This window comes from Clostridium sp. C1 (assembly GCF_018223625.1).
Taxonomy (GTDB): domain Bacteria; phylum Bacillota_I; class Bacilli_A; order Erysipelotrichales; family Coprobacillaceae; genus Allocoprobacillus.
The window spans coordinates 1,567,766-1,590,567 of sequence record NZ_CP073631.1 but is presented as its reverse complement, the minus strand read 5'-3'; the positions used below and the strand labels follow the sequence as shown (position 1 = coordinate 1,590,567).

The 22,802-nt window shown below is 31.2% G+C and carries 27 protein-coding genes and 1 riboswitch; of the genes, 18 read left to right on the top strand and 9 right to left on the bottom strand.

Annotated elements, in window-relative coordinates; genetic code table 11:
* The 5 genes from KEC48_RS08645 (at position 1) to KEC48_RS08625 (ending at position 3,471) form a co-directional block, all read left to right on the top strand.
* On the top strand, positions 1–612 hold the full coding sequence (locus tag KEC48_RS08645) for a DUF4125 family protein (protein ID WP_087358946.1): 612 nt from the start codon (positions 1–3) through the stop codon (positions 610–612).
* A gap of 59 nt (positions 613–671) precedes the next feature.
* The gene (locus tag KEC48_RS08640) at positions 672–971 is read left to right on the top strand and encodes a hypothetical protein (RefSeq protein ID WP_087358944.1); all 300 of its coding nucleotides are present in this window, start codon (positions 672–674) and stop codon (positions 969–971) included.
* A 52-nt stretch (positions 972–1,023) separates the two neighbouring features.
* Entirely contained in the window at positions 1,024–2,256 is a 1,233-nt protein-coding gene (locus KEC48_RS08635; RefSeq protein WP_211961969.1) for a metallophosphoesterase, read from the top strand.
* A 56-nt stretch (positions 2,257–2,312) separates the two neighbouring features.
* A complete protein-coding gene (locus KEC48_RS08630; RefSeq protein WP_211961968.1) occupies positions 2,313–3,194 on the top strand; it encodes an ROK family protein in 882 nt (293 codons plus the stop codon).
* Positions 3,195–3,279: 85 nt separating this feature from the next.
* A complete protein-coding gene (locus tag KEC48_RS08625) occupies positions 3,280–3,471 on the top strand; it encodes a PspC domain-containing protein (RefSeq protein ID WP_087358939.1) in 192 nt (63 codons plus the stop codon).
* Between the two features lie 866 nt (positions 3,472–4,337).
* Here the strand turns inward: KEC48_RS08625 and KEC48_RS08620 are convergent.
* Positions 4,338–5,255 carry a diacylglycerol kinase family protein gene (locus KEC48_RS08620; RefSeq protein ID WP_205089369.1) on the bottom strand — a complete coding sequence of 306 codons (918 nt, stop codon included), beginning with the start codon at positions 5,253–5,255 and terminating at the stop codon, positions 4,338–4,340.
* A 51-nt stretch (positions 5,256–5,306) separates the two neighbouring features.
* Entirely contained in the window at positions 5,307–6,542 is a 1,236-nt protein-coding gene (gene pepT / locus KEC48_RS08615) for a peptidase T (protein WP_205089368.1), read from the bottom strand.
* A 100-nt stretch (positions 6,543–6,642) separates the two neighbouring features.
* Between pepT and KEC48_RS08610 the strand changes: the two genes are divergently transcribed.
* The 11 genes from KEC48_RS08610 (at position 6,643) to KEC48_RS08560 (ending at position 16,221) form a co-directional block, all read left to right on the top strand.
* A complete protein-coding gene (locus KEC48_RS08610) occupies positions 6,643–7,230 on the top strand; it encodes a ribonuclease H family protein (RefSeq protein WP_087358232.1) in 588 nt (195 codons plus the stop codon).
* Positions 7,227–8,141 carry an exonuclease domain-containing protein gene (locus KEC48_RS08605; RefSeq protein WP_087358233.1) on the top strand — a complete coding sequence of 305 codons (915 nt, stop codon included), beginning with the start codon at positions 7,227–7,229 and terminating at the stop codon, positions 8,139–8,141. The genes KEC48_RS08610 and KEC48_RS08605 overlap by 4 nt, the downstream gene beginning before the upstream one ends.
* Complete coding sequence (locus tag KEC48_RS08600) at positions 8,132–8,701, top strand: GNAT family N-acetyltransferase (RefSeq protein ID WP_211961967.1); 570 nt, start codon at positions 8,132–8,134, stop codon at positions 8,699–8,701. The genes KEC48_RS08605 and KEC48_RS08600 overlap by 10 nt, the downstream gene beginning before the upstream one ends.
* Before the next feature lie 26 nt (positions 8,702–8,727).
* Positions 8,728–9,864: a UDP-galactopyranose mutase gene (glf, locus tag KEC48_RS08595; RefSeq protein ID WP_087358234.1), complete on the top strand. Its 1,137-nt coding sequence runs from the start codon at positions 8,728–8,730 to the stop codon at positions 9,862–9,864.
* 9 nt (positions 9,865–9,873) lie between these two features.
* Positions 9,874–10,890 carry a glycosyltransferase family 2 protein gene (locus tag KEC48_RS08590; RefSeq protein ID WP_211961966.1) on the top strand — a complete coding sequence of 339 codons (1,017 nt, stop codon included), beginning with the start codon at positions 9,874–9,876 and terminating at the stop codon, positions 10,888–10,890.
* On the top strand, positions 10,890–11,531 hold the full coding sequence (locus tag KEC48_RS08585) for a phosphatase PAP2 family protein (RefSeq protein ID WP_211961965.1): 642 nt from the start codon (positions 10,890–10,892) through the stop codon (positions 11,529–11,531). Before KEC48_RS08590 ends, KEC48_RS08585 begins: the two co-directional genes overlap by 1 nt.
* A gap of 66 nt (positions 11,532–11,597) precedes the next feature.
* Positions 11,598–12,464 carry a tyrosine-type recombinase/integrase gene (locus KEC48_RS08580; protein WP_087358237.1) on the top strand — a complete coding sequence of 289 codons (867 nt, stop codon included), beginning with the start codon at positions 11,598–11,600 and terminating at the stop codon, positions 12,462–12,464.
* 52 nt (positions 12,465–12,516) lie between these two features.
* Positions 12,517–13,488 (top strand): hypothetical protein, encoded by a 972-nt coding sequence (locus KEC48_RS08575; RefSeq protein ID WP_211961964.1) that lies wholly within the window; start codon positions 12,517–12,519, stop codon positions 13,486–13,488.
* 83 nt (positions 13,489–13,571) lie between these two features.
* Positions 13,572–15,173: an ATP-binding cassette domain-containing protein gene (locus KEC48_RS08570; protein ID WP_205089360.1), complete on the top strand. Its 1,602-nt coding sequence runs from the start codon at positions 13,572–13,574 to the stop codon at positions 15,171–15,173.
* Positions 15,174–15,269: 96 nt separating this feature from the next.
* On the top strand, positions 15,270–15,533 hold the full coding sequence (locus KEC48_RS08565) for a heavy metal-binding domain-containing protein (protein WP_087358240.1): 264 nt from the start codon (positions 15,270–15,272) through the stop codon (positions 15,531–15,533).
* 184 nt (positions 15,534–15,717) lie between these two features.
* Positions 15,718–16,221, top strand: coding sequence for a hypothetical protein (locus KEC48_RS08560; RefSeq protein ID WP_211961963.1), 504 nt, complete (start codon positions 15,718–15,720; stop codon positions 16,219–16,221).
* A 2-nt stretch (positions 16,222–16,223) separates the two neighbouring features.
* Here the strand turns inward: KEC48_RS08560 and KEC48_RS08555 are convergent, their stop codons facing one another.
* The 3 genes from KEC48_RS08555 to KEC48_RS08545 all read right to left on the bottom strand — a co-directional run bounded on the left by KEC48_RS08555 (position 16,224) and on the right by KEC48_RS08545 (position 18,190).
* Positions 16,224–17,156: an IS3 family transposase gene (locus KEC48_RS08555; protein WP_087357187.1), complete on the bottom strand. Its 933-nt coding sequence runs from the start codon at positions 17,154–17,156 to the stop codon at positions 16,224–16,226.
* Positions 17,114–17,557 (bottom strand): HTH domain-containing protein, encoded by a 444-nt coding sequence (locus tag KEC48_RS08550; RefSeq protein WP_087357186.1) that lies wholly within the window; start codon positions 17,555–17,557, stop codon positions 17,114–17,116. The genes KEC48_RS08555 and KEC48_RS08550 overlap by 43 nt, the downstream gene beginning before the upstream one ends.
* 102 nt (positions 17,558–17,659) lie before the next feature.
* Complete coding sequence (locus tag KEC48_RS08545) at positions 17,660–18,190, bottom strand: flavin reductase family protein (protein WP_211961962.1); 531 nt, start codon at positions 18,188–18,190, stop codon at positions 17,660–17,662.
* 67 nt (positions 18,191–18,257) lie between these two features.
* Between KEC48_RS08545 and KEC48_RS08540 the strand changes: the two genes are divergently transcribed.
* On the top strand, positions 18,258–19,184 hold the full coding sequence (locus KEC48_RS08540; protein WP_211961961.1) for an alpha/beta hydrolase: 927 nt from the start codon (positions 18,258–18,260) through the stop codon (positions 19,182–19,184).
* A gap of 17 nt (positions 19,185–19,201) precedes the next feature.
* Here the strand turns inward: KEC48_RS08540 and KEC48_RS08535 are convergent, their stop codons facing one another.
* The 4 genes from KEC48_RS08535 to KEC48_RS08520 all read right to left on the bottom strand — a co-directional run bounded on the left by KEC48_RS08535 (position 19,202) and on the right by KEC48_RS08520 (position 21,784).
* Positions 19,202–19,387: a hypothetical protein gene (locus KEC48_RS08535; protein WP_087358242.1), complete on the bottom strand. Its 186-nt coding sequence runs from the start codon at positions 19,385–19,387 to the stop codon at positions 19,202–19,204.
* 449 nt (positions 19,388–19,836) lie between these two features.
* Positions 19,837–20,442 carry an ABC transporter ATP-binding protein gene (locus tag KEC48_RS08530; protein WP_087358243.1) on the bottom strand — a complete coding sequence of 202 codons (606 nt, stop codon included), beginning with the start codon at positions 20,440–20,442 and terminating at the stop codon, positions 19,837–19,839.
* 9 nt (positions 20,443–20,451) lie between these two features.
* On the bottom strand, positions 20,452–20,949 hold the full coding sequence (locus tag KEC48_RS08525) for a hypothetical protein (RefSeq protein WP_205089357.1): 498 nt from the start codon (positions 20,947–20,949) through the stop codon (positions 20,452–20,454).
* A complete protein-coding gene (locus KEC48_RS08520) occupies positions 20,942–21,784 on the bottom strand; it encodes a hypothetical protein (protein WP_211961960.1) in 843 nt (280 codons plus the stop codon). The genes KEC48_RS08525 and KEC48_RS08520 overlap by 8 nt, the downstream gene beginning before the upstream one ends.
* 154 nt (positions 21,785–21,938) lie before the next feature.
* On the opposite strand from KEC48_RS08520, the gene KEC48_RS08515 reads away from it, so the two are divergent.
* Positions 21,939–22,643 (top strand): LytTR family transcriptional regulator DNA-binding domain-containing protein, encoded by a 705-nt coding sequence (locus KEC48_RS08515; RefSeq protein ID WP_211961959.1) that lies wholly within the window; start codon positions 21,939–21,941, stop codon positions 22,641–22,643.
* A 47-nt stretch (positions 22,644–22,690) separates the two neighbouring features.
* Positions 22,691–22,770: riboswitch (ZMP/ZTP riboswitch) on the top strand.
* Positions 22,771–22,802: the final 32 nt, after the last annotated feature.

Genomic DNA, 22,802 nt, shown 5'->3' with positions numbered 1-22,802 from the left:
ATGAGTGATGATATTGTACAGTTAGAATGGGAGTTTTTTCAGCATGTACAACATATTGATGGACGTGCAAGTTGTCAGGATGACTTTGAAACATTTTACTTACAAAGAAAGAGTCAATTTGATGCTTTTGATCAAGATGTTCAACAAGCCTGTCTACAAGATTTAAAAGTAGCCAAACAGATGGGAAGAAATCCAGTGATGGAAAAGTATGCCTATATGATGGAAAGTACAGATCCTGATTATTATCAGACGATTCAAGATCAATTGCCACAAGTGGATCCACAAAAAAGAGCGTTCATTCAGATTTTATGTGAAATTGAAGTATCTATGCGTGAAGATATGAATGAAAAATATCCATATCTTTTAGCACAGGCACGTTTAACTCATACTTTAGAGGATGAAAAAGACGATACATCTTTTGAAACTTACTTAAGAGGAGAGTTAATGACTTATAGTGATGAAACACTTTATCTATATGGACAGATGGTTTTAAGAATGGTCCAGAATCAAGAAAATCTGATTGAAAAGATTTTAACAAATACTGTTAAGGCTTATGGTTATTCTTCCTTAGAAGAAGCAAATAATTTTATGAAGGAAAGTCAAAAGCAATAGAAGTCGTTATAAAATTGTGATAAAATAGATGTAGGGAACTAAGAAGGAGGAATATAATCATGAAAATCTTATTATGTTGTTTAGCTGGTGTAACATCTACTTTGTTTTCTACAAAATTAAAAGATGCTGCTTCAAGAAAGAGAGTAGACGCTACTGTTTGGTCTGCATCTGAACATGCAGTAGAATATTCAAGTAATCTTGCTGATGTGATTCTTGTAGAACCTCAATTAAAAGGATCATATGAAAAAATCAAAGCAGATAACCCTGATAAACCAGTTATTTTAATTAGTGATGATGATTTTAAGAATTTCAATGCACAAAAGATTTTTGATATGGCTTATGAAGCTTATCAAAAATAATAGAAATGTGAAAGAATGAATAGCTTCGCTATCCATTCTTTTTAGGTCATTTATGAAAAAAATAATATATGGGATTATTTGTTGTCTTTGTTTGATGGGATGCCAGAAAAAAACTGTGTGCGATAAAGACAATTTAAAAATCATTGTTGCTAGTGACTTACATTATTTTTTAAAAGATTATTATCAAGACTGTGACTGGTTTGAAGAATCTATGTTATATGGTGATGGGAAAATGGTCACTTATGGTGATGAAATTGTAGATGCTTTTATATCAGCTGTTCTTCATGAAAAACCAGAGCTGGTCATTTTAACAGGTGATTTAAGTTTTAATGGTGAAAAGGGGAGTCATCAACAATTAGCTCAAAAACTAGAACAATTAAGAGAAAAGAATATTCAGGTTGCTGTTATACCGGGAAATCATGATATTGATAATATTTATACAAAGGGATATGGCAAAGATGATTATTTTGATGTAGAGAATATTGATGCTAAAACTTTTCAAGATATTTATCAAGATTTAGGTTATCATTTGGCAACTTCGAAACATGATGAATCTTTAAGTTATCGTATTGATTTGAATGAAGATTATAGTTTGTTGATGATGGATTCTAATGCACATGAACAAACAGAAATGATGCTAGGAGCAAGTGGTTTTTTTACAGAGTCAACAATGCAGTGGTTAGAGGAACAACTCCAAGATATACAAAAACAAAAGAAGATACCTCTTATTGCGATGCATCATAATTTAGCAATCCATAATGAATTGTTAAATAATGGATATACCATTAATGATCATGAGAAGATTGCAAAACTCTTTTCTCAATATCATGTTCCATTTGTATTAAGTGGACATATACATTGTCAAAATATCAAAACGATTCAGGGAATCTATGATATTGCATCTTCATCATTATTGGATGCTCCACTTCAATATGGTATTATTGAATTAAATCAGCAGCAAATGAACTATCATACAAAGTCATTATCAATTTCAGTCAATGCAGATGAGTATTTTGATACAGTTTCTGCAAATAAATTCGGTGAATCTTTGCAGGGGATATCAGATACTCAAAAAAGAGAGGCTATTCAAGATGTATTAGTGAAAGCCAATCGTTACTATTTTACTGGTAACATCAATCAATATGTAGATGAACTTCGCTCTAGCGATGGTTATCAATATTTACAAAATGAAGATTTAAGTTTTTATCAACAGTATTTAGAAAGTATGTTAAAAGAAACAGAGTCTTCACAGTCATTACAATTATCACTTACAATGAAGAAATAACTTTTGACTAGAAACAAGTTGTGATAAAATAAAAGAAGATAATAAGGAGGAGAAAAATGAGATTAGGTGCAATTGAAGCCGGTGGAACAAAGTTTGTTGTTGCGATTGGAGATGAAAATGGAAATGTTTTAGAAAGAGATGCTTTTCTAACAACAACACCACAAGAAACAGTTGAAAATATTTTTAAATTTTTTGATGGAAAGAACATTGAAGCTTTAGGATTAGGATGTTTTGGACCTATTGATCCTGATTTAAAGAGTCCAACATATGGATATATTACAACAACACCTAAACCAGGGTGGACAAACTATAATATTGTAGGAGCTTTACAGGAACATTACCCTGATTTGCCAATTGGTTTTGATACAGATGTGAATGGTGCGGCACTTGGTGAAGCATACTTTGGTGCAGCCAAAGGATTAGATAGTGCTTTATATTTAACAATTGGAACTGGAATTGGTGGAGGAGCCATTGTGGAAGGAAACCTTGTTCATGGTTTACTACATCCAGAAATGGGACACATGATTCTAGAACAAAGAGAAGACGATACTTATAAAGGAAAATGTCCATATCATGGAACATGTTTTGAAGGTTTGGCAGCAGGTCCAGCTATTGAAGAAAGATGGGGAATCAAAGGAAGCGAATTGCCTGAAGATCACCCTGCATGGGATTTAGAAGCATGGTATATTGCTCAAGCATTAGCTATTTATGTTTTAACTTTATCACCAAAGAAAATTATCTTAGGTGGTGGTGTTATGCATCAAAAACAATTATTCCCACTCATTCATAAATATCTTCAAGAAAGATTAAATGGTTATATTCAAAAAGATGAAATTACAACAGATGCCATTAAAGATTATGTTGTTTATCCAGGATTAGGTGATAATGCTGGTGTTTGTGGTGCTTTAGCACTAGCCAAAATGGCAAAAGAAAGATAAGGGATACTCAAATCCCTTTTTCTTATGAAGTCTATTGACAATCATATGCTTTAATCAATATAATCTAGGTAATGGAGGAATTTTAATGAGAAAAAGATTATATAGATCAAGACGTGATGTGATGATTGCAGGAGTTTGTGGAGGAATTGCAGAATATTTTGATGTTGATCCTACAATTGTAAGATTGATAGCTGTTGTTTTGATTTTAGGTTGGGGTTCAGGACTTCTTGCTTATTTAATAGCAGTGCTTATTATTCCTAAAAACCCTTATCAATAAAAGAAAGGTTGAAATCATTATAGATTCCAACCTTTTATCTTTATTTTATATAATATAAAAAGTAGAGCATAGCCCTACAAAAACCTTTATTTTTCTTCTTCGATATATTATATGCATTTTTTACATAAATCATAATATTTGATAAGTTCTACTTCTTTATTCATTATTTTATGACATGTTTTTGTGATAAATAAAACAGTTCTTAAAGAAAATTAAGAAATTTTAAAAGAAATCATAAAAAATCTTAAAACATTGAAAATTGATTCATGTTATTATCAATTTTGTAAACGGAATAAGGAGTGTTTTTATGGAGAGAAAAATATACTTTTTGACGAAAATATGTTTTTTTATTGTTGTTATATTTGTTTCAATATTTTTAAAGACAAATCAATTTTTGGGGTATATAGCCCCAATAGGAGCTTTCGACCAAACGAATACTATCCTTCAATTTAATGAATTTTCAAAGGTTCTTATAGTAAGCAGTTTATTATTACTTGTTCTATTTTTTATCTATTATAGAATGAGTGTTCTTTTATCTACTGTCACATTATTAGATATATTCATTTTACTTTATTATTTTATATATTTTATGATAACATTGACTACTCGATTCTCATTTTATGAATTTTCTGGTGAGTTAGCTCAGTTAACTCTTAGGTTATCTTCAATCACATTTTTGCAATCTTATTTTTTAAAAATAATACCTTTTGGAATCATACTTTATATTCCAATCATATATCTATTCTTTATTCAAAAACGTAATCAATAATATGATTTGAGAACCAAAATATAAAAATGAAGTATATATTTCAAAAATCATTTTTATGACAATCAAATAAATGAAAAAGCTATGTGTATTATTGTACTCATAGCTTCTCTTTATATTCTAGACTTTTAGGAATAATGACACATAAAGATTGTTTTTCAACCGTGACATGAATAGGGAAGGTTGTTCCTTTTTCACCATCAACATCATAGATAATATTTTTATCACATTCAATGATTAATTCTTTAGCTTGAATATAAGTGATAAAAGGACTTTTTTCATGACTGTTTAAAGTATAATCTTTGAATAGAGAAATTAAGTCAGTTGCTGAACACTTTTTGATAATCAATAAATCCAATTGACCATCTTGGATATTAGCATGAGGTGTGATATCTTTAAAGCCTCCCACTTGAGAAGTGTTAGTAATCATAAATAATTTTGCATCTTCTTCAAAATGTTGTCCATCAGCTTCCACTTTTAAATGTAATGATGTGTGTAATTGTGATGGTAATTGTCGAATGCCACTAATATAATAGGCTAAAGGACCAAATCTTTCTTTATCATTTTTAGATACTTGAAAACTGATGTCACTAAACATGCCACCAGCAATAACATTAGCAAAATATTGTTCATTGACTTTACCAATATCTACTTTCATTGTCTGGAAGTCTTGAATCATTTGAATGAAATCATCAGTATTATGAGGTAAATGTAAGTGATTTGCAAAATCATTAACAGTACCACCAGGTAATATCGCAAGAGGAGTCAGTAAGTGATTTTCAATAAAGCCATTAATGATTTCATTAACAGTTCCATCACCACCCACACTCACAACAAAATCATAATCTCCATCTTGAATCTTTAAACTACGCTTGTAGGCATCATCTTTCTTTTGAGTATAAAAGATGTCAACAGTATGAACAATTTGTTTTAAAATCAGTTGACCAATGAGCTGATCAAGATTTTTTTGAATGGTTTTTGTTCCTGAACTTGGATTAATAATAAATAAACATTTCATAGTGAACACTTCCTTATATTTATTTTACCATCCTTAAAAAAGAAGATAAACCTAAAATGGTATATCTTCATGAGCATAGACATTATTTCTCACTAATCTTAAAAGGAGTTCTACACCTTTTTTCATCATTGTAATAGAAACAAATTCATAAGGACCATGACAATAGAAACCACCTGTTCCTAGATTAGGACAGGGAAGACCATTAAAAGAAAGACGGGCACCATCTGTACCACCACGAATTGGCGTAATTTCTGGACGTAATCCAACATCTTCCATAGCAGTTTCAACTTGTTCAATGATATGAGGATGGTCTTTGATAATATCTTTCATATTAAGATATTGTTCATGCATGGTAATATCAATCGCTTCATAGCCATAGAAACTATTTAAATAAGATTGAATACGAGAAAAGTCATTGAGTTGTTGTTTCAGTTCTAAATAATCATGATTGCGGACAATATATTCTAAATGTGTTTTTTCACATGTTCCCTGCATATGAACAAGATGGTGAAAACCTTCATAACCTTCAGTCAATTGTGGTTTTTGTCCAGCAGGTAACATAGAATGGAATGTCATAGCGACTTCTTGAGAATTGACCATTTTATTTTTAGCACTTCCCGGATGAATACTTTGACCTATGATGTCTACAAGCACTTGGTAGGCATTAAAGTTTTCAAAATGGAATTGATTGATGTCACCACCATCAATTGTATACGCATAATCAGCTTGAAAAATATCTAAATCAAAATGTTCAGTTCCACGTCCTACTTCTTCATCTGGTGTAAAAGCAATCATAATATCATTATGTAAAAATTCAGGATGTTTATACATATATTCAGCCATACTCATAATGATTGCAATACCTGCTTTATCATCGCCACCAAGAAGCGTTGTGCCATCCGTTGTGATTAAATCATGTCCTATCACTTTTTGAAGATCAGGGAACTCTCTTGGTGATAATAAACGTTCTTCTTTTAATGAAATATCCTTACCATCATAATGACGAATAATTTGGGGATGAATATCTTGACCACTGGCATCGGGTGATGTATCTAAATGAGCAATCAACCCTATAACATCACCTTGATGTTGATTATTAGCAGGAATTTTTCCATAGACCACACCATATTCACTCATTTGTACATCTTTAAGACCTAAAATACGCATTTCTTCAACTAAAAATTGAGCAAATTCTTTTTGACCAGTTGTCGAAGGTGAAACAGTTGAATAAGGATTGGATTGTGTATTAAAGCTTATATATTTTAAAAAACGATTTTCAATTTTCATGATAATACCTTCTTTCACTCATGATTATACCATATCGCTTATATTTTTTACTAGCCAAATGTCATGTTTATGATTATAATAGGGAGCGGAGGTTAAAAAGATGGCAAAATATTATGCAGTGAAAAAAGGAAGAAAGATCGGTATTTTTTCAACTTGGGAAGAATGTGAATCGATGGTCAAAGGGTTTAAAGGAGCTTTGTATAAATCATTTTCATCTTTAGAAGATGCACAAAACTATTTGAATGAACAAATACCATCTTTTCATGAGCAGGGATTAATTGCTTATGTGGATGGCAGTTTTAATCAAAAGACGGGTGAATATGGTTATGGCTGTGTTTTGATTGATGGACAACAAGTCATTTTAAAAATCAATGGAAAAGGGAAACATCCTGATTATGTCAGTATGCGAAATGTAGCTGGTGAAATTGCCGGAGCTCATCAGGCAATCTGTTATGCGATAGAACATCAATATCCTATGATTTGTATTTATTATGATTATGAGGGAATTGAAAAATGGGCTAATCATACATGGATGGCACGTCGTCAAGGAACACAGGCTTATCAAACTTTTATTGATGAAAGTCGTCAAAAGATTGAGATACATTTTATGAAAGTTTTAGCACATAGTGGGGATTTGTATAATGAAATGGCTGATCTTCTGGCTAAAAAGGCGGTTGGAATAGCATGAGTGAAAAGATAACAGTTTTTGATATAGAAGTTTTAAATCAAGATCCTGCCAGTGTATGTGCGATTGGTATTGTACAAATTCAAGATTTACAAGTTGTATCAACCTATTATTCATTAATAAAACCCAAGAATTTAAGCTTTGATCCTTATCGTTTTAGAGTTCATCAGATTCGTCCTCAATCATTGTATAAAGAAAAAGCATTTCCAGAAGTGTGGAAAGACATTCATCATTATTTTGAAAATACGATTGTTGTATCACATGATATTCAAGGAGATATGATGAATTTAAGGGCTGCTTTAAAACAGTATCATATGACTTATCCACGCCTAATGATGTCATGTACCAATGTTTTAGCACATCTTGTTTATCCAAAACTTTCAAAATATAATTTAAAAGATTTATCCATTATGAATGGTTTTCAATTTCAGGCACATCATGCTTTAGAAGATGCCAAAGCTTGTGCTTATTTATTAATGCAAATGCTAGAACAAGAAGATGTTTCCAGTTTGTATGATTTACATCAAAAATTTCATTTAGAATTTGGTGAAATGAAAGAAAACTATTATCGTAATATCATTTCTGCTGAATCAGTTGTTCAACTATTAGAAATGAATCAAAGAGAAGATGCTTTATTGTATCATCAATCAGTCTGTTTTACAGGAAAACTCTATATGCCTCGAGAAGTCTTAGAAGAAAAGACAAAAGAGGCTTGTGCATTATCAACCAATCAAGTCAGTACGCATACAAATTATCTTGTGATTGGTGGTAGAGGTTATCATAAAGTACGTTTTGGTAAAGAGAATAAAAAAGTGAAGAAAGCTTTACATCTGATGAAACAGGGACAGGATTTAAGAATTATTCATGAAAAAGAATATTTAAAACTCTTGGAAGGGAGAAAAGAATGTCTATAAATATAAAAGTTGCTTCCATAGATGATGGAGCAGATATTTTAAATATATATGCACCTTATGTGCAATCTAGCAACATTACTTTTGAATATGATGTTCCTTCCTTAGAAGAAATGCAACAGCGTATTGCACAGACACTAAGCCAATATCCTTATCTTATCGCCAAAGACAATGACCGTGTTGTCGGTTATGCCTATGCTTCTGCATTTGCTTCAAGGGCTGCTTATCAGTGGGGCAGTGAGCTTTCTATTTATATTGATTCTCACTATCATGGTCAAGGCGTTGGAAGACAGCTTTATCAAAGTTTGTTGCATATCTTAAAAATTATGCACATACAACATGTCTATGCTTGTATTACTCATCCCAATATAAAAAGTGAAAAATTTCATGAAGCTTTTGGTTTTCAATATATTGGTTGTTTTCATCATGCAGGGTATAAGTTTCATCAATGGCATGATATTGTATGGATGGAAAAAACAATTGGTAATGAAGATGATGTTCAACCAATTATTCCTTTTTCATCCTTGACAAGAGAACAAATTGAATCATGTTTAGGTTTATGATATGATAAATAAAATGAGGTGAAAGAATGGATACATTAATTATTGGGAGTGGTTTTGCAGGAAGTGTTGTAGCGAGAGTTTTAGCTGAAAAAGGAGAAAAAGTCAAAATTATTGAAAAGAGAAATCATATTGGTGGAAACTGTTATGATGAATATGATGAATATGGTATATTGGTTCATAAGTATGGTCCTCATATTTTTCATACGAATAATAAGGAAGTTTTTGACTTTTTATCACGTTTTACAAAATGGTATGATTATCGTCATGAAGTAGCTGGAAATGTCTATGGAAAGATTATACCGATTCCTTTTAACTTAAATACTTTAATGATTGTTTTTGGAAAGGAAAAAGGAGAACGCTTAAAACAGGAATTGATTGCTGCATATGGCAAAAATGCCCGTGTTCCTATTTTAGAATTACAGAAGAATCCTTCTTTGGGTATACAGGAAGTCGCTCAATATGTGTATGAAAATATCTTTTTGAAATATACGATGAAACAATGGAATCAAAAACCTGAAGAAGTTGATCAAAGCGTCACTGCCAGAGTACCGGTTTTGATTTCTTATGATAATCGTTATTTTCAAGATATTTATCAAGGTATGCCATTAGAGGGTTATACAAAGTTATTTGAAAAGATGTTGGATCATGATCATATTGAAGTAGAATTGAACAAGGACGCAAAAGAGGATTTGACTTTTGATTTTGAAAAGAAACAAATCTTTTATCAAGGAAAACTATGGCAGGGCAAAGTTATTTTTACTGGAGCTATTGATACTTTCTTTGATCATTGTTTAGGAAGATTGCCTTATCGTTCATTACGCTTTGTTTATGAGCATTATCCTCAAGATCATTATCAAAGTCATGGTGTCATTAATTATACAGTCAGTGAAGATTATACACGTATTACAGAGTTTAAATATTTGACAGGACAGGACATTTCTGGAACAACGATTGTTAAAGAATATCCTGAGGTTTATCATGATGAAAGACAAGTCCCTTACTATGCGATTTTGTCACCAGAAAATTTAAAGATGTATCAAAAATATGTAGATTATGTCAAACCTTTTTCACAGTTTTATTTATTAGGTCGTCTGGCTCAATATAAATATTATAATATTGATGGAATTGTTGAAGAAGCCTTAAAACTGGCTGAAACATTATAGGAGGAAGTTATGAAATATTTAAGTATTGCAATCCCATGTTATAACTCACAGGAATATATGGATAAAGCCATTGAATCATGTCTGATTTTAAAAGATGATGTTGAAATTATTATTGTTGATGATGGTTCTTCAGATTTGACTGCCAAAAAAGGTGATGACTGGGCAGCTTTATATCCAGATACAATTAAATGTGTGCATCAAGAAAATGGTGGACATGGACAGGCTGTTAATACGGGGTTAAAAAATGCCACAGGACTCTATTTTAAGGTATTGGATAGTGATGATTGGTTTGATCGTTCATCTCTTGTAAAAGTGATTGAAACAATAAAAAAACTTCATGCAAAAGATGAAGATGTAGATATGTTTATTGCGAATTACGTTTATGAAAAACCAAGTGCTAATAAATCAAGTGTGATTAAATATACAAATGCTTTACCACAAAATAGAACGTTTAGATGGTATGATTTAAAACATTTTTATCCTCAACAAAACTTATTAATGCATAGTGTCATCTATCGTACTCAATTATTAAGAAACTGTAATCTAGAATTACCAAAACATACTTTCTATGTTGATAATTTATTTGTTTATCAACCTTTACCTTATGTGAATACACTTTATTATTTAAATGTAGATTTATATCGTTATTATATTGGTAGAGAAGATCAGTCAGTGAATGAAAAAATCATGATTTCACGTATTGATCAGCAGATTAAAGTGAATAAATTAATGATTGATTGTTGTGATGTGATGAAATTAAAAAGTCGTAAATTAAGAAATTATATGATTAAATATTTAACAATGATTACAACAGTATCTACTGTTTTAATGATTAAATCAGGAACTGCTGAAAATCTTCAAAAGAAAAATGAATTATGGGATTATTTGAAAAATAAAAATCCAGAGCTTTATAAAGCTGTCAAACATACACTATTAGGTTCAATGATGGAAATGGATGGACGTGTTGGTAAAAAGATTATTACAACAGGATATGCTATTTCTAGAAAGTTATTTGGATTTAATTAATGAAACGTTTCTTATATCGCTATCGTCATGCTTGGGTATTTACATATTTTATTATTTATTTACCTTGGTATTTTGGCTTACAGTTAAGAGAGATTTCATTTCATGATGTCTATATAGGGATAGATGCTATGACTCCATTTATATCATGGTTTATCTATCCTTATATCTACTGGTTTCTTTTTGTGGCTGGAACGATTGGTTATTTGTTTTTTACACATCGTCGTGATTTCTACAAATGTGTTGCTTTTTTGTTTATAGGTATGACAATCTGTTTAATTATTTTTACAGTTTATCCAACAAGTTTTGATCATCGACCAGTCATTGAAGGACAATCTTTATCAATGAATCTTGTTCAATTCATTTATCAAGCTGATAAAAGTCAAAATGTCTTTCCTAGTATTCATGTGTATAATTCTATTGGTTGTGCTATTGCACTTATGAAATGTCAAAATATCAGTCATCATCAAACAATCAAAATCTTTGCGATTGTTTCTGCTGTCATGATTACATTATCAACGATGTTTATTAAACAACATTCTTTTTTAGATGCTGTTGGAGCATCTTTACTGGCAGTGATTTTATATATTTTGATTTATAAAGCAGATATTTTTCAAATTGAAAAACGTGTATCTCAAGAATAGTGAAAAACTATTCTTTTTTTCTTAAATGGATAGGATATGTCATAATGAATAAAAGGAGGATTCATTATGCAATTAACATTAGAACATTTATCATTTTATTTCCATCAATGTGAAAATAAAAGACTTAGTCAACATACTTTAAAAGCTTATCGCATTGATTTGAAACAATTTTATGTATTTATGAAAAATAAAGAGATGAATAAACAGGAAATATCATCTTATATTCATTATTTGAATGAACATTTTAAACCAAAGACAGTCAAAAGAAAACTGGCATCACTTCATGCATTTTTTGAAGAACTGGTTTTTAATGAAATACTTCAAGATAATCCAATGCATAAAATCAGGTATAAGATTCAAGAAGAAAAAACATTACCCCGTATTATTCAATATCATCAATTACAAGACTTATTTAGATGTTTAAATCATGAACATCATGCTTTTATTCAAAGAGATAAAGCAGTCATTGAGTTATTGATTTCAACAGGAATTAGAGTTTCAGAACTGTGTGCCATTAAAAGAAAAGATATTGATTTAAAAGATCAGTATTTAATTATTTATGGAAAGAACGCTAAAGAAAGAGTCATTTATTTAACAGATGATGTTTGTAAGGCTCTTAAAAATTATGAATTAACTTTCTATGATTATATTCATCAACAAGATTATTTCTTTATGAATAATCAGTATCATCGCTTAACAGATCAATCTGTCCGTCATATTATTAATCATTATACACATGGCTATCATATTACGCCTCATATGTTTCGTCATACTTTTGCGACTATGTTGTTGGAACAGGATGTAGATATTACTTATATTCAAAAAATCTTAGGACATAGTTCTATTACGACAACGAGTATTTATGCATATGCTTCTCTACAAAGACAAAAAGAGATTATGATGCATAAAAATCCTCGTCATTTAATTAAATAAAGGTTTCTTTTTGTTGTGGCTTTATGTATGATAGAAATAAGGAGAAGATGATATGGATAAAAATATTTGGAAACAATTATATTCACTCATTAATGAGTGGATTCAGCTTAAAGCATGGAAGTTTATTGGAAGTAATGATTTTGTAGGATTAGAAATCAATGGAACAACTTATTATTGTACAATTATGGGACAATTAGGAGATTGTATTGGTTTTTCTATTTATGAAGGTGAACAAGGTTACAGAGATTTAAATAGTATTTCATTAGAATACGAGGAGGACCGTGTGATACAGTATATGATGTTTGATCAGACGTGTCTGACTTTCTACATGGGAGATCGTGAAGAAGTTCCTTCAAGTCAAAGACAGATGATGAAAACATTGGGCTTCAAATATCGTGGGAAGGGGAATTGGCCTTACTTTTTATCATTTCAATCAAGATTTTATCCTTATGAAATCAATGATTATCAAGCCAAAATCATGATTCAAGTCTTAGAACAATTGATTCCTTTAATGAAAGCTTATATAAATAAAGAAGTTGTTGTGGATTTTGATCAAGATGAGATGTTGTATACCCATGATGGGATTTATGAAGCGAGAGCCTTACCACCAGTGAAAGATAAATTTCCAACATTAACTATCACTGATAAGGGAAATCTTGAAACCATTCCTCAAAGCTTTCGTCAGTTTATCATTGATTTAGCCTATCTTAAAGGTGGTATCGTTGAAGCCGGTTATGATCGTCCTATCAGTGGACTTGTTTTGTTAGCGATGGAATTAGAATCACAAGAAATTGTTTACATGAATTTATTAAAGGTTGAAGAAGAACAATCTAAAGCCTGTCTGAATATGTTTCAAGAATTATTAGAAGATTATGGAAAACCTACAGAGATTATGATTAGAAATCCTAGAGTCTTTTGTGCCTTATCTTCTATTTGTGAGGTCTGTGGAACAAAGATATATATGACTGCCTTACCAATGATTGATAATATTTTGGATGAAATGGAATATTATATGTCAAAATAATGCCGTTTAATCATGGCATTATTTTGTTTGCAAAAATAGATCTTTCATGTATAATAGAGTGGATTTGTTAAAGGAGAATGAATATGATAGCAACGCAAAATGTATCTTTACGATATGGTGATCGTGCCTTATTTGAAAATGTTTCTATTAAGTTTACAGAAGGAAACTGTTATGGAATTATTGGTGCCAATGGGGCAGGAAAATCAACATTTTTAAAAATTTTAGCTGGTGAAATTGAACCGAATAAAGGTGAAGTGGTAATCACACCGGGACAAAGACTTTCAGTATTAAAGCAGGATCATTTTGCCTATGATGATCAGGAAGTTTTAAAGACTGTTTTAATGGGAAATAAACGTCTTTATGAAATTATGTTAAGAAAAGAAGAATTGTATAGTAAAGCTGATTTTAATGATGAAGATGGTATTGAGTTAGCTGAACTTGAAGGTGAATTCATGGAAATGGATGGATGGAATGCCGAAACGGATGCAGAAATCTTATTAAATGGATTACAGATTACAAGTGAATATCACCATTTATTGATGAAAGAACTGGGTGATCAACAAAAAGTCAAAGTTTTACTAGCTCAAGCTTTGTTTGGTAATCCCGATATTCTATTATTGGACGAGCCAACAAACCATTTAGATTTAAAAAGTGTCACTTGGTTAGAGAATTTCTTATTAAACTTCCCTAATACAGTCATTGTTGTATCCCATGATAGACATTTTTTAAATAAGGTTTGTACACATATTGCTGATATTGATTATAGTAAAATTCAATTATATGTTGGAAACTATGATTTCTGGTATGAATATTCACAGATGATGATAAAACAGGCGAAAGAAATCAATAAAAAAGCAGAAGCTAAGAAAAAGGAATTAGAGGAATTTATTGCTCGTTTTAGTGCCAATGCTTCTAAGGCAAAACAGGCAACATCACGTAAGAAATTATTAGATAATCTAGAAATGGTGGATATTAAACCATCACTGAGAAGATATCCTTTTATTGGTTTTACACCAGAAAGAGAAGTTGGAAATATTGTTTTAACAGTAGAAGATTTGGGTTACAAACAAAATGGTGAACAGATATTTGATCATGTATCTTTTTCATTGTCACCTAAAGATAAGGTTGCTTTTGTTTCTGATCATGAATTAGCCATTACATCTTTCTTTAAGATTATCATGGGAGAAATCACTGATTATACAGGTTCATTTCAATGGGGTGTAACAACTTCAAAATCTTATTTTCCAAAAGATAATAATGAATATTTTGATGATTGTGATTTATCTCTTGTAGAGTGGTTAAGACAATATGCTGGAGAAGATGCTTATGAACAAGATTTAAGAGGATGGCTTGGACGTGTTTTATTCTCTGGTGAAGAAGCATTGAAAAAAGCCAATGTTTTATCTGGTGGAGAAAAAGTGAGATGTATGTTAGCAAAAATGATGATGGCGAATGCCAATGTCTTGGTTTTAGATGAACCAACAAACCATTTGGATCTGGAATCTATTCAGGCATTAAATGAAGGGTTGATTCGTTTTAAAGAAAATGTGCTTTTTGCTTCTCATGACCACCAATTTGTACAGACGATTGCCAATAGAATTATTGAATTAAAAGAAGATGGATGTATTGATCGTTTATCAACTTATGATGAATATTTAGAATATAAAGAAAAAATGGAAGGTTAAGAGAAATCTTAATCTTTTTTTCATATGTTTTTCATATGAATGTGTTATAAATAAGATATATGAATATTGTTGAATGATATGAGAGGAGGATGCGATATGATTACAACAACATTATCAACTTATCCAGGAAAAAAAGTCGTGAAAGATTTAGGAATTGTTTTTGCTTATGATGATGCTGTGAGGCCGACCAGATTAGCGATGAATATGGAAAAATATCTGGAAACAGCACTCAAACGTTTAAGTGAAAAAGCTCAAGAAAAAGGGGCGAATGCTGTATTAGGTATATGTTTTGATTTAAGAGATACATTAAAACCTATGTTAATGGGAACAGCTGTGATTTTAGAAGATGAATCATCATGATTAGAATAGGAAAATGAGGATAAAATAATAAGGTGTTTATACCTTTAAAGTGTACCCTATGTCAAGGACAATTAAATAAAAAGGTATATTTTTAACGAATATTATCTTATATGATTGTGTCAAGGAGGAATGACACAGTCTTAAGCCACTGGTCAAGATCAGTGGCTTTGTGTTTAAGATGATTATGTATATTTTTAATGATTCTAAAAAGTTTAAACTTGTTTGTGTCAAGTATGACAACTGTATTGAATTTAAGGTCAACAGAAATGGTAATGTTATTGAAGGAATCCTTTCTAAAGGTGTCTATTATAACTGGATTGCTTTTCCTTCACTTAACACGTCCTGTCAACTCGCCGATTTCTCAGATTCCTTTTGGAACGAGGAACAGCTTTTCAATGTTTTCCACAATGATTTCGATGTGTCAACTGTGCTTATGACCATTAGTGAGCTTAAGGATCTTTTCAGTCAGGACTATCAGTCCTACACTGATGGTTATAAGTTCATGTCCACTCGCGAATATATCTTCTGGCTTGAAAATCAATGTGAAGTCTTATCCTATCAGATGATTGATATGCAGACCCGTTTTGAATCTCAGCTTAATATTGACCTTGAAGAAGAACTCTTGGATGAAAGAAACCAATATCATGATATGATGCGTTTTCAATATGATGATACTATTTTTGAATAGTATCATTTTTTTATATCTATTGGATATATATCTGACAGCCAGTACTGATAATATTCTGAAGGTGACAGTTTTGCCAGGTCCCACTGATACCTTTCGTTATTGTAGTAATCTATATAATCATCTATAACTGCTTTAAGGTCATTGAAAGTGTTGCACCTGCTTATATCTATTTCATCTTTCATATGACCAAAAAAGGATTCCTGTGGTGCATTATCCCAGCAGTTGCCCCTTCTTGACATTGATTGCCTCAATCCTTTGTCCTTGAGCAGCTTTTGAAAATCTATACTGGTGTAATGAATGCCCTGGTCGCTATGGCATATCGTCTTGTTTGTTTTGATTGTCGCTCCATGCTTTTCAAACAGTTGTTTTACAGTCATTAACACAAAGTCAATCTCCAATGATTCGCTGACAACATATGATAGTATCTCATTGGTAAATGCATCCTTCATGACCGATAGATATGCTTTTCTTTTTTCTTTCCCATAAAAGAGATATGTAATATCGGTTAATATGACTATTCTTGGCTCCTGTATGAAATCACGATTGACAACATTGGGGGCAATATTATTTGTTTTTATTGCTTTTGCCATTCTTCTATATGGATTGGCTTTTCTTATTTTGCAGAAAAGTCCATATTTTTTCATGAGCCTCCTTATTTTTTTGATATTCATCCTTACTCCCATGTGCAGCAGATGCATGTGAATGCTTCTTGCTCCTTTATCATATCCTCTGTACTGATATGCCTTCAATATGAGTTCAAAATCGTTCTTGTCCCGCTGTTCTTTCTGCTGACGCTTATTGCAGTTATTTTTCCAGTTGTAGAAGCCACTTCTGGAAACTTCTGCAATTTCACATAATCTGGTAATGTTGAGAAGATTGTCATCTCGAGAAATCATTTCTTCGATGATTTTGTATTTTTCTTCTGCAGTTTCCAATAGGCTTCCCTCTCCAGTGATCTTATTTTTTTTAGAAACTCTATTTCCTGTTTTTGATAGGCAATCTTATGTTCAAGATAAGCAATCTTTTCTTCGGGGGACATGTCTCTTGTTCTAGGGCGACCTGCATTGTGTTTTCTGGTATCTTCAAATCCTTCTAAGCGTTCTGCTTCCTTCTTTATTCGTTGAACAATATTACTTATGCGTTTTGGTCCAAGAATATGTGGATCAATATCAAAGGAAGAAAGTATGGAAGAAGGGGCTTCTCCTTGTGAATAGCGTGACCAGAACTCCATTTTAAACTTTTGGGAGTATTTAATGCTTTTGTAAGATATTTTTTCAATATATGGATTATCCTTGAGTATTTTAATTTGTTCATCAGTAAAATAGTTTACACCCATTCCAATCAATCCTTTCATCAAATCATATTATAAGCAAAATAAAAGACCCTGTAAAACAGAGTCGGTTAAATATTCAGCATCACATTTTAGAGTGATACCTTTTTATTTAACTGTCCATTTTACAGGGTACAGTTTATTTTGGTAAACACCTTTTATTTTTGCGATATAGATATGATGATAATCTTTATCTGGATACCATTTTTCATCAAGAGAAGTATCAATAAAGTTTTCAGCTTTCACAGAATCTTCATAAATTTTTTCTACAATAAAGACAAGCTTTGCTTCTTCAAAAGCAGGAACGCCATCAATAAAAGTAGGATGAAAATGAACATCTTCAATTTTACAAGTATCTCTACCAGAAACCGTTCCTAAGACGGATAATTCTTTTTTATAGCCATCAAAGAATGATAGCGAAAAACATGGTTGTTGATCAACAAATTGTTTTGTATAGCGTTGAGGACGAATATAGGCATGAACAACATTTTCACCCCAGAACACACCCATGCCACCCCATGAAGCTGTCATTGTATTGATTTTTTGTTGATCTCCCGCAGTTATCAACATCCAGTCTTGACCAATGGTCTGAAAAACATTCATATCTAAATCTTTAATATCTATTTTTTGAAAAGCCATCATTTTTCCTCCTTTTCATGATTATAACATAATATATGCACAAAATAAAAATATAAGAGGTGAATCCATGAAAATGAAAAAATTATTAAAAATTTCTCTATGTATCATTATTATCTGTATAATTTTTTTAACAGGAATCACTTTTTATGTTGGCAATTATTTGTATGATTATACATTAAATCCTGTATCTAACCATACACTTTTTGAAAATGTACCATCACCAAAGACATCTGATTCTACACAGTGGTTGGATACGCATAGTGTCAATGTATCTATTCAAAGTCATGATGATCTTTTTTTACATGCTAGTTATATTGAACAGGATACTTCTGTTTATGTGATTATGGTTCATGGTTATCGTGGGACAGGTGCAAGTATTATTTCACCCATTAAGCGTTTTTATAAGCAAGGATATAATCTTTTGATTCCAGATTTAAGAGGGCATGGACAAAGTGAGGGGGATTATATTGGAATGGGATGGGATGATCGTTATGATATCATGGGATGGATTGACTATATTATCGCTAAAGATAGTAAGGCTCAAATTATTTTATACGGTGTTTCAATGGGTGGGGCAACAGTTATGGATGTAGCTGGTGAAGTTTTGCCTCAACAAGTCAAGGCAGTTATTGAGGATTGTGGCTATACGAGTGTCTGGGATGTTTTTCAATATCATATTCCTATGGAAAAATGGCAAAGTGAAATTGCCCTGCATATGGCAAGTGTAGTCACACGTATACGTGCTGGATATGCTTTAGAAGACGTGAGTCCTTTAAAACAGGTCCAAAAGAGTCACGTTCCGATTTTATTTATTCATGGCAGTGAAGATGATTTTGTTCCATGTGAAATGGTGAATACACTTTATCAAAGTGCAACCTGTCCTAAAGAGAAACTGATTATTGAAGGAGCAGGACATGCTCAAAGCTGTTCAACAGATCCCAAGACTTATTATTCAACGATCTTTCAATTTATTGAACGTTATACAAAAAAATAGATGTTTGAAAACATCTATTAAGATTGTTGTGTACGCATTTCATTTTTTAATTCATATAAAGCATGACGTGTTTCTTCAATATCATCAATGACATCATAAATTGCTTTACGTTGTTGATCAGTCATGCTGTCATCCTTAGAAATTTCAAGAAGTTTTTCTAATGCATGATAAATCGCTTCATTGGCTTGATTTAAACGTTCCATATTCACCCTCCTATAAAAATAAATGTATACTTATCATTATCAATATCATTGAAACATAATGATAACTCGAAATGTGATGAAATACAAGTGAAAAGATAAAGACAAGACTCCAAAGACATAGTTGTAATCCAAGAAAATAATAGGGAATTGGTATGGCTAAAAGATACATCAAAAGAAGATGAATGATGGTATAAAAGCTAAGATAGAAAAACCATTGTTTGAAAAAGAAGAAACTACGTTGAAATAGTGATAAACGAAGTTTGATAAAAGTATCTAAACAGATATACTGGTAAACAATCTGATAAAAAAGAAGACTCCAGATAATTTGAATGAGAATAAAGATAAGATAACGAAAATCAAAGAAAGGATAATGAAAAAGAATATAGGGTGTGAGTGTGGTATAAAGGCGATTGATGATGAAGATTAGACAACTATAAAAAAGTGAAAACTTAATCCATTTCATCTAAATAAAGTTGTCCTTCTAAATGATAAATGTGGGTATAGTGAATATCTGGTAAGTAATCATGAGCTGCAATCATAATCGTATGACCTTGTTGATGTAATTGATTGATAATTTGACAAAAGATGTGAATAGATTCCTGATCTAGACCACGTGTCGGTTCATCTAATAAAATCAATTCTTGTTTTTCCATGATTGCTTGAATGATTCCAGCTTTTTGACGCATTCCTACCGAAAAGTTTTTCAATTTCATACGACTATGAAAATCTAAGTGAAACTGTTGACAGAGTTCTTCAATATATTGTTGATCATAATGATTGTTTAACGATGCAAGAAAGCGAAGATTATAGGCGAGTGTTTCATTTTCTAAAAATCCAGGATTCTCTATTAAAGCACCAATTTGTAAGTCTTTTTTCTTTTCTATAGTTCCTGATGTCGGTTTTAAGATATCACAAATCAGTTTAAATAATGTTGATTTACCTGAACCATTAATTCCATGTATATAAATCAATTCATTGCCTTCTAAATGTAAAGAAAGATGTTGTAAGACTGTGTGTTTATGAAAGTCTTTATTTAAATCTTTAATATCTAACATAATGCCTCCTTAAAATAGTTTTGTAAATACAAGATGAAATAAAAAATTAATAAATACGGGTAAAGCTAAATAAAGAAAGTTTTTCTTATGCCCAATCTGTAAATAAATAATTGTTGCTTCAATCAATGTGATCATCATATTAATAATCATAAAGGTAACTGTGATTCCTAAATCATTGACAGGAATACTACCAAAGAAGAAATAATAACTGATATAAATGGTTGATGTGTATAAAATAGAAATAAGTATTAAAAATAAATAGGCTGTGATATAGGTTGTTTGTTCATTCACTCTTATACGAACAGGTAATAATAATTGATTCATTCTGGCAATCCATTGATAAATCATTAATAAAAAAACATTATTCATATACACAGCAAGATAATGGGAATAAATTAAACAGATGGTATAAGTATTTTTACCACATAAGACAGGTGATGCGATGAGCATCGCCATTAATAAAATAACAACTCTTTGATCTAACAGAGAAAACCATTTTCTAATCATGAGATTCTCTCCTTTTTAATAAAACTTGAAAACAAAGATAACAGATTCCTGCATAAATCAAAAAACAGAGAATATAAAGCGACCAGTGGGATAATCCAAAAGGATTTTCTCTGACATGTTCTAAACCTAAGGCAACGAGATTATTGATTTGTATAATAAAAGCACTATCGGGATAAGGAAGATAGCCTTGTATTAAAGCTGGGAATAAAACAAGCAGAATACCAATAATCACACCACAACAACGATAAACATATTTGTTGGTTATATTGCTTTGTAAAGAAAAGAGCAGTCCTGAGATTAACGCATAACCAAGTGATGTCAAAAGTAAAAAGAAAATAAGATTCAAACATTCATTGGGACATAATAATTGCGTTGTGATGTAGTAACCTTCAGGATAGGTCATGCTTTGAAAATGGATGGGAGCTAACATCATATGACTGACTAGCAATAATCCAAGTTGCAAGCAAAGGACAACCAGAAAAGAAGAAATCATATTTTTGATGTAGACTTCTTGATAAAATCTTTGTCTTGTCAGACGGGTTTCAATAGGGTAGACAGCGTGATTTTGATGCATGTTTAAGAGATCATAGGACATAATATTAGGCAACACCAACATCATTAAAATAAAGATGAAGGGATTGGTTCCAATGCGAAATAGACTATAAAAGAATTCTAATCCGGCATTAGGATAAGCCTGTTGATAGCCCGGTGAGGAAAAAATGGATTGTTGAAAACTATAAAACATCGAAATCAACATCAATATAAATACAATCACAATTAAAAATATTTTTTCTTTATAAAGAAATGCTTTCCATAAGAAACGATGTTCTTTCATAAAATGCAATTCCTCCTTTCGTTTATTGCGGTATAACCTTAACAAATTTATGTAAAAATAAATCAAAATTGTGCTAAAAATGCACAAGTAGGAGTAAAAGTGGCATTTTTTCTTTCAAAATGGGTAGGTAAAATAATGCTAGGGAGTGATAGTTATGAAAGTTTTTATTTGTATTGATGATGAAGATTGTATTGAAAATTTAAGTGAATTATTATATCAGACAAAGATTGATGAAAATATGATGATTGATAGTTATACTCAGTATCCTCAGATTTTACGTTCACCATTAAAAGATAGTTATAATGTCGCTTTTATTAGTGATTATATTGATGGAAACAGTGGGTTTAAACTGGGACGTGAGCTACATTGTGTGAATCCAGAATGCTTAATTATTTATATTGGAAATGATTATTCTCATATGCATGAGAGTTTTCGAGCATTTGGTTTTGGAATGTTTTTGAAAAAAGAACTCTATGATTTATTTAATGGTGAGTTTCAAAGGATATGGACACATTATCAGCAGTTACATCACCAAGTTTTATTTTATTTAGATCAAGGGGGTTCACGACGTTTTTTACCAAGTGAAATTGTGTATATTGAGTGTGGACGTTTTCAAACTAAGGTGGTTACGGAAAGTCAATATTTTTATGGTCATTTTCATGATTTAAGTCGCGTAAAGAAAAAATTAATGAATTATTCTTTTTTTCAGATGCATCCTCATTATTTTGTTAATATGCATCATATTTTATTGATTCGAAATGGAGAACTGGAGATGTGTAATGGGGATTGTGTACCGACTTCAATTATGAATAAGGAAGTCATTAATGATGCGATTCAATCTTTTGTGAGTAGTCTTTAAAAATTGTGAATAAATGTTGAAAAAAAAGAGTAGAAATGATATTATTCATGTAGTTATACAACTGACGGAAGTGGAAAGGACCACATGGAAGTATAATGGGAAAGAGTCGACCGTCTGGGCAAATGACCGGATGTTTAGACTCTTTTTTTGGTTTTTCAT

Coding starts and splice junctions, on each gene's coding strand:
- KEC48_RS08645 (WP_087358946.1), top strand. CDS start 1: ATGAGTGATGATATTGTACAGTTAGAATGGGAGTTTTTTCAGCATGTA.
- KEC48_RS08640 (WP_087358944.1), top strand. CDS start 672: ATGAAAATCTTATTATGTTGTTTAGCTGGTGTAACATCTACTTTGTTT.
- KEC48_RS08635 (WP_211961969.1), top strand. CDS start 1,024: ATGAAAAAAATAATATATGGGATTATTTGTTGTCTTTGTTTGATGGGA.
- KEC48_RS08630 (WP_211961968.1), top strand. CDS start 2,313: ATGAGATTAGGTGCAATTGAAGCCGGTGGAACAAAGTTTGTTGTTGCG.
- KEC48_RS08625 (WP_087358939.1), top strand. CDS start 3,280: ATGAGAAAAAGATTATATAGATCAAGACGTGATGTGATGATTGCAGGA.
- KEC48_RS08620 (WP_205089369.1), bottom strand. CDS start 5,255: ATGAAATGTTTATTTATTATTAATCCAAGTTCAGGAACAAAAACCATT.
- pepT (WP_205089368.1), bottom strand. CDS start 6,542: ATGAAAATTGAAAATCGTTTTTTAAAATATATAAGCTTTAATACACAA.
- KEC48_RS08610 (WP_087358232.1), top strand. CDS start 6,643: ATGGCAAAATATTATGCAGTGAAAAAAGGAAGAAAGATCGGTATTTTT.
- KEC48_RS08605 (WP_087358233.1), top strand. CDS start 7,227: ATGAGTGAAAAGATAACAGTTTTTGATATAGAAGTTTTAAATCAAGAT.
- KEC48_RS08600 (WP_211961967.1), top strand. CDS start 8,132: ATGTCTATAAATATAAAAGTTGCTTCCATAGATGATGGAGCAGATATT.
- glf (WP_087358234.1), top strand. CDS start 8,728: ATGGATACATTAATTATTGGGAGTGGTTTTGCAGGAAGTGTTGTAGCG.
- KEC48_RS08590 (WP_211961966.1), top strand. CDS start 9,874: ATGAAATATTTAAGTATTGCAATCCCATGTTATAACTCACAGGAATAT.
- KEC48_RS08585 (WP_211961965.1), top strand. CDS start 10,890: ATGAAACGTTTCTTATATCGCTATCGTCATGCTTGGGTATTTACATAT.
- KEC48_RS08580 (WP_087358237.1), top strand. CDS start 11,598: ATGCAATTAACATTAGAACATTTATCATTTTATTTCCATCAATGTGAA.
- KEC48_RS08575 (WP_211961964.1), top strand. CDS start 12,517: ATGGATAAAAATATTTGGAAACAATTATATTCACTCATTAATGAGTGG.
- KEC48_RS08570 (WP_205089360.1), top strand. CDS start 13,572: ATGATAGCAACGCAAAATGTATCTTTACGATATGGTGATCGTGCCTTA.
- KEC48_RS08565 (WP_087358240.1), top strand. CDS start 15,270: ATGATTACAACAACATTATCAACTTATCCAGGAAAAAAAGTCGTGAAA.
- KEC48_RS08560 (WP_211961963.1), top strand. CDS start 15,718: ATGTATATTTTTAATGATTCTAAAAAGTTTAAACTTGTTTGTGTCAAG.
- KEC48_RS08550 (WP_087357186.1), bottom strand. CDS start 17,557: ATGGGTGTAAACTATTTTACTGATGAACAAATTAAAATACTCAAGGAT.
- KEC48_RS08545 (WP_211961962.1), bottom strand. CDS start 18,190: ATGGCTTTTCAAAAAATAGATATTAAAGATTTAGATATGAATGTTTTT.
- KEC48_RS08540 (WP_211961961.1), top strand. CDS start 18,258: ATGAAAATGAAAAAATTATTAAAAATTTCTCTATGTATCATTATTATC.
- KEC48_RS08535 (WP_087358242.1), bottom strand. CDS start 19,387: ATGGAACGTTTAAATCAAGCCAATGAAGCGATTTATCATGCATTAGAA.
- KEC48_RS08530 (WP_087358243.1), bottom strand. CDS start 20,442: ATGTTAGATATTAAAGATTTAAATAAAGACTTTCATAAACACACAGTC.
- KEC48_RS08525 (WP_205089357.1), bottom strand. CDS start 20,949: ATGATTAGAAAATGGTTTTCTCTGTTAGATCAAAGAGTTGTTATTTTA.
- KEC48_RS08520 (WP_211961960.1), bottom strand. CDS start 21,784: ATGAAAGAACATCGTTTCTTATGGAAAGCATTTCTTTATAAAGAAAAA.
- KEC48_RS08515 (WP_211961959.1), top strand. CDS start 21,939: ATGAAAGTTTTTATTTGTATTGATGATGAAGATTGTATTGAAAATTTA.